This window comes from Streptomyces sp. SolWspMP-5a-2, assembly GCF_900091845.1.
Lineage (GTDB): Bacteria > Actinomycetota > Actinomycetes > Streptomycetales > Streptomycetaceae > Streptomyces > Streptomyces doudnae.
Genome location: NZ_FMCI01000346.1, coordinates 1 through 3,939 on the forward strand (window position 1 = coordinate 1; position 3,939 = coordinate 3,939).

The following is a 3,939-nucleotide window of genomic DNA, read 5'->3' on the forward strand; positions in this document are numbered from 1 at the left end:
CGCCGCACCGCCGCCAAGGCGGCCAGACGGGCGGCCGCCCGCCGCCGCAACGTCGCCGCGGCGGCCCTGACCGTCGGCGGGCTCGTCGTCCTCCCGCTGGTGCTGTGGTCCTCCCTGAGCGGCGGCGGGGACACGAAGGCCGAGGGCGCCCGCCCCTCCGGCTCACCGGAGACCGGCCGCAGCACCTCCGACGCCGAGGGCTCCTGGATCGGCACCGGCGCCTCCGCCGACGGCACCCTGGAAGGACGGCTGCACAACCTGGACTCCGGGCTGTGCGTCTCCGTCGTCGGCGGCAGGACGGCCGAGGGCGCCGAGGTCGGCCTCCGCGCCTGCTCGTCGGCGGCCGGGCAGCTGTGGGCGTACGAGACCGACGGAGCGCTGCGCAGCGCCGCCGACCCCAACCTCTGCCTCGACTCCCGCCTCGGCTACTCCGTCCAGCTCGCGCCCTGCACCGGCGCCACCGGCGAGGGCGCCCGCAGCGTCCGCTACGACTTCACCCTCCAGGGCACCCTGGTCTCCCGCCGCGACCAGGACCTCGCGCTGGCCCCCGCCGCCACCGACGGCTCCGGTGCGCTGGTCCTCAAGACCCGCAGCGACAGCAGGACCCAGCGCTGGGTCTTCGACACCTCCAAGGCCGACCTCCAGATGGAGGCCGTCAACTGGGACGCCGAGACCGCGGCCGTCACGCCCCCGTCCGCCGCGCCCGCCCCGAGGTCGGCCCCGCGCGCCACGCCCGCCCCGACCCCGTCGGCGGCCCCCGCGTCCGCCACCCCGGCCCCCGCCGCGAGCGATCCGGTACCGTCCGGCTCCGCCTGCTCCACCGATCCCTCCGCCTGCGGCTACCCGGGTGGCTGGGGCTACGGGAACGGCGGACGCGGCTGGGGCTACGGCGACGGCGGCGGACACAGCCGTCACTGACGCCCGCGGAACGGGGGCCGGTGGGACGCGCACCGGGTGCGGGCGTCCCCGGGACAGGACCGGACCGGATCGGACGGAGACCGGCGAGGCGCTCAGCCCGGCGCGCGGGCCCCTCTCAGGCGCCGATCACGCCGAGCGCCAGCCACAGGGCCAGCACCGACGACAGCAGCGCGGCGGGCACCGTCAGCAGGCCGAGCCGGGTGAACTCCCCGATCGCCACCTCCTGGTCGTGCCGCTGCACGATCCGCCGCCACAGCAGCGTCGCGAGGGACCCCGCGTAGGTCAGGTTCGGGCCGATGTTCACGCCGAGCAGCACCGCGAGGACGGCGCCCGCCCCGGCGGGCGCCGTCAGCGGCACCAGCACCAGCACCGCCGGGAGGTTGTTGATCAGGTTGGCCAGCAGGGCGGCCAGCACCGCGACACCGACCAGCGCGAGCAGCCCCTCACCGGACGGCAGCACCCGGTCCAGCGCGTCGGCCAGCCCGTTGTCCACCACCGCCCGCACCACCACGCCCAGCGCCAGCACGAACGCCAGGAACGCGGGCGACGCCGACCGCACCACGGACAGCGCCGTGTCCCGCCGTCGCGCCAGCACCCGCGCGGCCAGCACCAGGGCGCCCGCGCACGCCACCCACGCCGGTTCGATCCCGACCGTGGACGCCACCACGAACCCGGCGAGCGTGCAGCCCACGGTGATCAGCGCGAACTTCGGCAGCCGGGGCGGCTCACCCGCCTCCGGGGCGTGCAGCGGGGCGGCCAGATCGGCGCGGAAGAAGCGCCGGAACACCAGGTACTCGGCGCCGACCGCCACCACCCACGGCAGCGCCATCAGCGCCGCGAACCGGGTGAAGCTCAGCCCGCTCGCCTCGAACGCCAGCAGGTTGGTCAGGTTGGAGACCGGCAGCAGCAGCGACGCCGTGTTGGACAGGTGCGCGCAGGCGTAGAGATGCGGGCGCGCCCGGACGCCCGCCCGCGCCGCGGTGGCGATCACCACCGGCGTCAGCAGCACCACCGTCGCGTCCAGGCTGAGCACCGCCGTGATCACCGACGCCAGCACGAACACCGCCGTCAGCAGCCGCGTCGGGGAGCCCGCCGCGTGCCGGGCCATCCAGCCGCCGCACGCCTGGAACAGGCCCTCCACGTCGCAGCAGTGGGCCAGCACCAGGACCGCCGCGAGGAAGCCCACCACGGGACCGAGCCGCTCGACCTCCTCGCGCGCGTGGTCCAGGCCGATCGCCCCGGTCGCGATGACGACGCCCGCCGCCGGGACCGCCACCACCGCTTCGGGGAGCCCCTTGGGGCGCACCACGGCGGCCGCGAGCACGGCGACGAGGAGGACGACGGAGAGCGTTTCGGCGAGCGCGGTGTTCAGGGCGGGGTCCTTGCGCAGTGATCATGGCGGGGACGCCATCCAAACAGGTCCGGGTAAGAAGACCGCGCAAGCCCCCGCCGGTCAGGCTCCGGTGCCCGGCGCGAAGACCGTCAGGAACACCGACGAGGAGTTCCCGGAGACCGGCACCTGGCCGCCCGACCACTTCACCGTCAGGGAGTCCCGCTCGTCCGGCGGGGTCACCACCAGCGTCGCGGGCGTCGCCGTCTTCGCCTCGCTGACCTGCGGGTTGGAGAAGGTCAGCCCGGCCCAGGCGCTCGCGCCCGGCGTCAGCGTCACCGTGTCGGGCGAGCCCGAGGTGCGCTTCGGGTCGGCGCCGAGCTGCTTGCCCGCCGCGCTGTGGAAGGCGGCGCCCGGATAGCCGCGCAGCGTGCAGCTGTGCGTCGAGGTGTTCGTCAGGACGATCGGGAAGTTCTCCTGCCCGGCGCCCGGGTCGTTGCGCCCGACGCTTGCCCGCAGCTCGGCGGTGTGGCAGCGGGTGCTGACACTCCCGGAGGCGGAGATCGCCTCGGACGGCGTGCCGCCCGCGGAGGAGGCGGAGCCGGGCACGCCGCCGTCCTTCGGGGTCACCGACGGCGTCGCGCCCGCCGAGGAGCCCGCCGAGGCGCTCGTCGAACCCCCGGAGGCCGGAGCCGCCGTGCCCGACAGGGTGCTGGGGCCGCCCGCCGAGTCACCGCCGGGACCACAGGCGGTCAGCAGACCCAGCAGCGCCAACGCGCTCACCGACACGGCCGTCCCGCGGACGGAGTGGGACTTGTTCGCCATCTTCCTCAACACTCCCGGATGTCTCTCCGTACCCCGCCGAGGGGGCACGTACGGCGCAGTGTGCCCCGTCAACCCTGTCCGATGCGGTCCGCGCCGGAAAAGTTCGCACGACCGAGGGGGCAGTGCGCCTCATTTCCCGACGCGCACCGAAGCGAGTATCCGATCCGTCTGCGACGAACCGCCGCTCTGCCGTATCTGCACGTACACGCGCGGCCCAGCGCCGTCGGCCACCGGAGTGAGCGCCGCCTCCGTGACCGTGCCCGCGCCGCCCGAGCAGCCGCTCCAGGTGCGGATCCGGTCCCGCCACCGCCCGTCCGCCCGGGTGTCGGCGCCCTCGTAGTGGCAGCCGGGATGGCGCACGGCCTCCACCGCGTCCGTCAGCCCGCCGTCCCCGCCCTGCTCGCCGAGCCCGACGAAGACGCCGTCGACCTCCGCCGACAGGTCCTGCCAGCGGGCGAGGTCGTCCGCCACCGCGAACCCGGGCCGGTGGCCGTCCGCGAGCCCGAGCGCCGCCGGGTCCCAGCCGGAGACCCGCACCTGCCGGTTCCAGCCCGCGGGCACCTCGGCCGAGACCTGCCCGGTGCCGTCCGTGACCCGCACCGTGCGCGCCGCGGCCGTCCCGTCCGTCCCGCTCCCGCCGTCCGGCAGCAGCGCCACCCCGACCCCGGCGGCCACCAGCACCGTCACGGCGCCCGCCGCCAGCAGGGCCGTGCGGCGCCGGGGCGGGCGGGCGCCGGCCGAGGCCAGCCGCTCCAGCTCCTCGGCGAAGGCGCGCGCGTCCGGCCAGCGCCGCTCCCGGTCCGGCTCCAGCGCCCGCAGCAGCGCCCGCCGCACCTCCGCGTCCAGGCCGGGCGCAGCCGCTCGGG

At 76.5% G+C, this 3,939-nt stretch carries 3 protein-coding genes and 1 pseudogene; 1 reads left to right on the forward strand and 3 read right to left on the reverse strand.

The genetic code is table 11. The features are described from left to right. On the forward strand, positions 1-918 hold a 918-nt coding region (locus GA0115242_RS34145), incomplete at its 5' end, for an RICIN domain-containing protein (protein ID WP_141721857.1). Between the two features lie 115 nt (positions 919-1,033). On the opposite strand, the gene GA0115242_RS34150 is transcribed toward GA0115242_RS34145, so the two are convergent. The 3 genes and pseudogenes from GA0115242_RS34150 to GA0115242_RS41050 all read right to left on the reverse strand — a co-directional run. Further along, complete coding sequence (locus GA0115242_RS34150) at positions 1,034-2,290, reverse strand: SLC13 family permease (protein WP_176729969.1); 1,257 nt, start codon at positions 2,288-2,290, stop codon at positions 1,034-1,036. A gap of 81 nt (positions 2,291-2,371) precedes the next feature. Continuing rightward, positions 2,372-3,073, reverse strand: coding sequence for a DUF4232 domain-containing protein (locus tag GA0115242_RS34155; protein ID WP_093835512.1), 702 nt, complete (start codon positions 3,071-3,073; stop codon positions 2,372-2,374). Between the two features lie 129 nt (positions 3,074-3,202). Beyond that, a pseudogene (locus tag GA0115242_RS41050) lies at positions 3,203-3,939 on the reverse strand (serine/threonine protein kinase); the annotation flags it as partial.